The following is a 4,357-nucleotide window of genomic DNA, read 5'->3' as shown; positions in this document are numbered from 1 at the left end:
GGTTCTACCTTGCAGATTAACAATGGCTAGTTCCTTCCCCCCACCTTTTACCACAGTATAACCCCGGCCTGGTGTCCCTGGTGGAAAGTTAGCCGGACGGATAATCCGCGGCTCATCATCTATAAAATCAAATATTTCCTTATTGTCCCAGGTATGATTCCCCATTGTTATCCCATGAACGCCCCAATCAAAAAACTCTCTGGCGATGGCTTGAGTGATCCCTCTTCCCGAAGCTGCATTTTCTCCGTTCACGATAATAACATGTGGGTTGTATTTTGATTTAAGCGAAGGCAGATTCTCTCTCAATGCCTTTCTGCCTACACTGCCGACGATGTCTCCAATAAATAATACGTTAATAGAAAACCCTCCCTAGTCTGCCTTACATAATGAAAAGTGGCCCTACAGCAGCGGCCACTTTTCATTGAAATGCTTTTATTTTGCGTATTCTACCGCACGGGTCTCACGAATAACGGTAACCTTGATATGTCCTGGATAATCCAGTTCATTCTCAATCGTTTTCGTAATATCGCGGGCCAGTCGGAATGCTTCCGCATCATCAATTTTCTCTGGCTGTACCATAACACGAACTTCGCGTCCGGCTTGAATTGCGTATGATTTTTCAACGCCTTCAAAAGACTCGGAGATGCGTTCCAGCTTCTCAAGACGACGGATATACGTCTCTAGCGTTTCACGACGCGCTCCCGGTCTTGCAGCTGACAGAGCATCTGCTGCTCCGACCAGCATGGCGATTACTGAAGTCGCTTCGCAGTCGCCGTGATGTGAAGCAATGCTGTTGATAACGACCGGATGTTCCTTGTACTTCTTCGCCAGTTCCACGCCAATTTCAACGTGTGATCCTTCCACTTCGTGATCCAGCGCCTTCCCGATGTCATGCAGCAAACCTGCCCGTCTTGCCAGTACAACGTCCTCGCCCAGTTCCCCGGCCATCAGACCTGTCAAGTATGCAACTTCCATCGAGTGCTTCAATACGTTCTGTCCGTAGCTCGTACGGAACTTGAGTCGTCCCAAGATCTTGATCAAATCCGGATGCAGGCTATGCACACCCACTTCAAAAGTGGCCTGTTCACCATACTCACGAATTCGTTCGTCCACCTCTTTACGGGATTTTTCCACCATCTCTTCAATACGAGCCGGATGTATCCGTCCGTCCGCTACGAGCTTCTCAAGAGCTGTACGTGCAATCTCTCTACGAATCGGATCAAATCCGGACAATATAACAGCTTCCGGCGTATCATCAATAATGAGGTCGATCCCTGTAAGGGTTTCAAGTGCACGGATGTTACGGCCTTCGCGCCCGATAATCCGGCCTTTCATTTCTTCGTTCGGCAATGTTACAACAGAAACCGTCGTTTCTGCTACATGATCTGCCGCACAGCGTTGGATGGCCAGTGTGATGATTTCACGAGACTTTTTGTCCGCTTCTTCTTTGGCCTGCTGTTCGATTTCCTTAATCATCTGAGCTGTTTCATGACGAACTTCCTGCTCTACGTTGGTCAGAATAATACTTCTTGCATCCTCCATCGTAAGGTTGGAAATACGTTCCAGCTCAGTTACCTGGCTCTTGTAAATCAAATCAATTTGCTGCTGGGTTTCATCGATTCGTTTCTCTTTGTTGGCCACTTGTTCTTCTTTACGTTCCAGCGATTCCAATTTTTTATCCAGCGATTCTTCTTTTTGCAGCAATCTTCGTTCCTGTCGTTGAATTTCATTACGACGTTCACGAGTTTCTTTTTCAGCTTCGGCACGAATGCGGTGGATCTCATCTTTCGCTTCCAGTACCGTTTCCTTCTTCAGCGCTTCTGCCTCTTTTTTCGCGTTCTCCACGATTTGCGCGGCAGCTTCTTCCGCACTGGAGATCTTAGCTTCTGCAATAGATTTGCGAATAAAATAACCAATCCCGAACCCAAAGAATAACGCGGCTACAGCAACGAGAACGAACCAGATCGCAGTCATCATACTGTTCACCTCCCCGTTGGTTCCTCCAAGGCATTCCTTGGGACTTTTTGCAATTGTCACATTTACTTTGATCGTCAAACTAAGATAACGACACAAGGTCGCTTCATTTCATATGCACATGCTTTCACACGTACAATTCCGCCTGGCATAGCGGCATCACTTGTTATTTGGCGATGAGAACTTTACCGTGGACTCCACTTTTTTGGAAGGAAAAAGGGCACTCCACAAATATCGTTTCATATATATTTTATTATTTGACAAATGGCATTGTCAAGGGAATGCAAACATTAGTAGACTCCGTGCAACTGTTCATATAATAACTGGCTCATCTAACCAAAGCTTCAGCTACCGTAAACTATTCCTCCCAATGCAATAACTCCCCGTCATCGTAAGCTTCATCTTGCTCGTCCGCAGAGAGATGATTGATTACGCGGCGTGTTATATCTCCCGAATATCCGCGTCTCATTAGAAACGGGAATGTCTTCCTTTTTTTATCCATTATATCACCACGTACCTGGTTCCATTTCTTACGTCCGACCGTTAATGCACTCTCCCACTCCTCATTGTCGGTGATTTCACCTAACGCTTCCCCGATAGAGGCTTTAGAGATGCCTTTCTGACGAAGTTCCTGCCTGATCCACATCTTACCCTTACGTTGGCTCGTTATCCGCTGTCTTGCCCACTGACGGGCGTATAAATCATCATCAACAAGCTTCTCCCTTTGCAGGCGGACCAGTATTTCATCAACAACAATCTGAGCCACATCCTTTTGTGCTAAACGCCGGGCAATTTCCTGACATGTACGGGGCTTTTGTCCCAAATAGCGCAGCGCATATACATAAGCCTGTTGCTTTTCATCTGCCAAAACGATATCTTCTAGTTCTTTTTTAACGAATGACGTGCCCTTGAACATGTTGTACTTAATCATTACATCTTCCAGCACAGACAGTGAGTATGGACCAAAATGGATGACGTATCTCCCACGCTTGCGTCCCTGTCCCTGCTCCACTCTAGTAATCATCAATTCCTCATGATCCGGAAAAAGAGAAATTCCTTGCTCTTTGTTTTCTTCCGAAGTGTATTCATCCTTATCGTCCAACTGCAATATGCTTCCCTCACTTTGAAATTCACGAAAGCAACCTACAATCAGTTGCTGCGCAAAAGTTAGAATCTGCTGAAAAAGCAGACTTTATTTGATGCAAAATGCCCTGCACAACTGTGCAGGGCATCAGAATCATGCTATTTAAACGGACTGTACCATAATCCCTAGGCTACAGTTCATATGACAGATCAGAAGCGAAGTCTCAGGCAAGCTTATTCAAGCTCCAGCAATTCCTGTTCTTCCTTGGCCTCCTGCGCCAACTCTTCCTCTGTCGGTGGAGCAATGGTTGTAATCAAATTACTAGCTACGCGGATTTTTTGCTCGATCGTACTAGCAATGTTCGGATTTTCCTTCAAGAATTGCTTTGCATTCTCACGTCCCTGACCCAGGCGCTCGCCTTCGTAGGAATACCAAGCTCCGCTCTTGTCGACAATGTCGTGCTCCGTACCGATATCAATCAAGCTTCCTTCTTTGGAAATGCCCTCACCGTACATAATATCCACTTCAGCCTGACGGAAAGGAGGTGCGACTTTATTCTTCACGACTTTAATACGTGTACGGTTACCCACGATGTCGTTGCCCATTTTCAAGCTTTCGATACGCCGAACATCCAAACGTACCGTAGAGTAAAACTTCAAGGCACGTCCACCCGGTGTAGTTTCAGGGTTACCGAACATAACACCTACTTTTTCACGGAGCTGATTGATAAAGATAGCAATAGTTTTCGATTTATTAATAGCTCCAGACAGCTTACGTAATGCCTGTGACATCAAGCGCGCTTGAAGACCGACATGGGAATCTCCCATTTCGCCTTCAATCTCTGCCTTCGGTACAAGTGCCGCTACAGAGTCAACAACGATAATGTCCACTGCCCCACTACGCACAAGAGCTTCGGCAATCTCCAGCGCCTGCTCACCTGTATCTGGTTGCGATAGTAACAACTCATCAATATTGACGCCCAGCTTGCTCGCATACGACGGATCAAGCGCATGCTCGGCATCGATAAAGGCGGCTTGTCCGCCTGTTTTTTGCACCTCTGCGATAGCATGAAGAGCTACTGTCGTTTTACCGGAAGATTCCGGTCCATATACTTCAATAATCCGGCCTCTTGGAAAGCCGCCCGTTCCTAACGCAATATCCAAAGCAATCGAACCACTGGGGATAGTTTCCACTTGCATGTGAGTAGACTCACCCAACTTCATAATGGAACCTTTACCAAATTGCTTTTCTATTTGACGGAGCGCCATATCCAGCGCAGCACGACGATCTGACAATAAA

Annotated in this window: 4 protein-coding genes; all 4 read right to left on the bottom strand. The window is 46.5% G+C overall.

Features of this window, described 5'->3' with window-relative positions; translation table 11 throughout:
- A partial coding sequence (locus AC5V8P_RS23805) for a YmdB family metallophosphoesterase (RefSeq protein ID WP_495473931.1) occupies window positions 1-357 on the bottom strand: 357 nt, incomplete at its 3' end.
- A 75-nt stretch (window positions 358-432) separates the two neighbouring features.
- Window positions 433-1,977 (bottom strand): ribonuclease Y, encoded by a 1,545-nt coding sequence (gene rny / locus AC5V8P_RS23800; protein ID WP_013309958.1) that lies wholly within the window; start codon window positions 1,975-1,977, stop codon window positions 433-435.
- A gap of 355 nt (window positions 1,978-2,332) precedes the next feature.
- Window positions 2,333-3,082, bottom strand: coding sequence for a regulatory protein RecX (locus AC5V8P_RS23795; RefSeq protein ID WP_063208833.1), 750 nt, complete (start codon window positions 3,080-3,082; stop codon window positions 2,333-2,335).
- 209 nt (window positions 3,083-3,291) lie between these two features.
- On the bottom strand, window positions 3,292-4,353 hold the full coding sequence (gene recA / locus AC5V8P_RS23790; protein WP_025679773.1) for a recombinase RecA: 1,062 nt from the start codon (window positions 4,351-4,353) through the stop codon (window positions 3,292-3,294).
- Window positions 4,354-4,357: the final 4 nt, after the last annotated feature.

It is taken from the genome of Paenibacillus sp. N119s (genome assembly GCF_059447605.1).
This window is presented reverse-complemented; position numbering and strand designations above follow the sequence as displayed.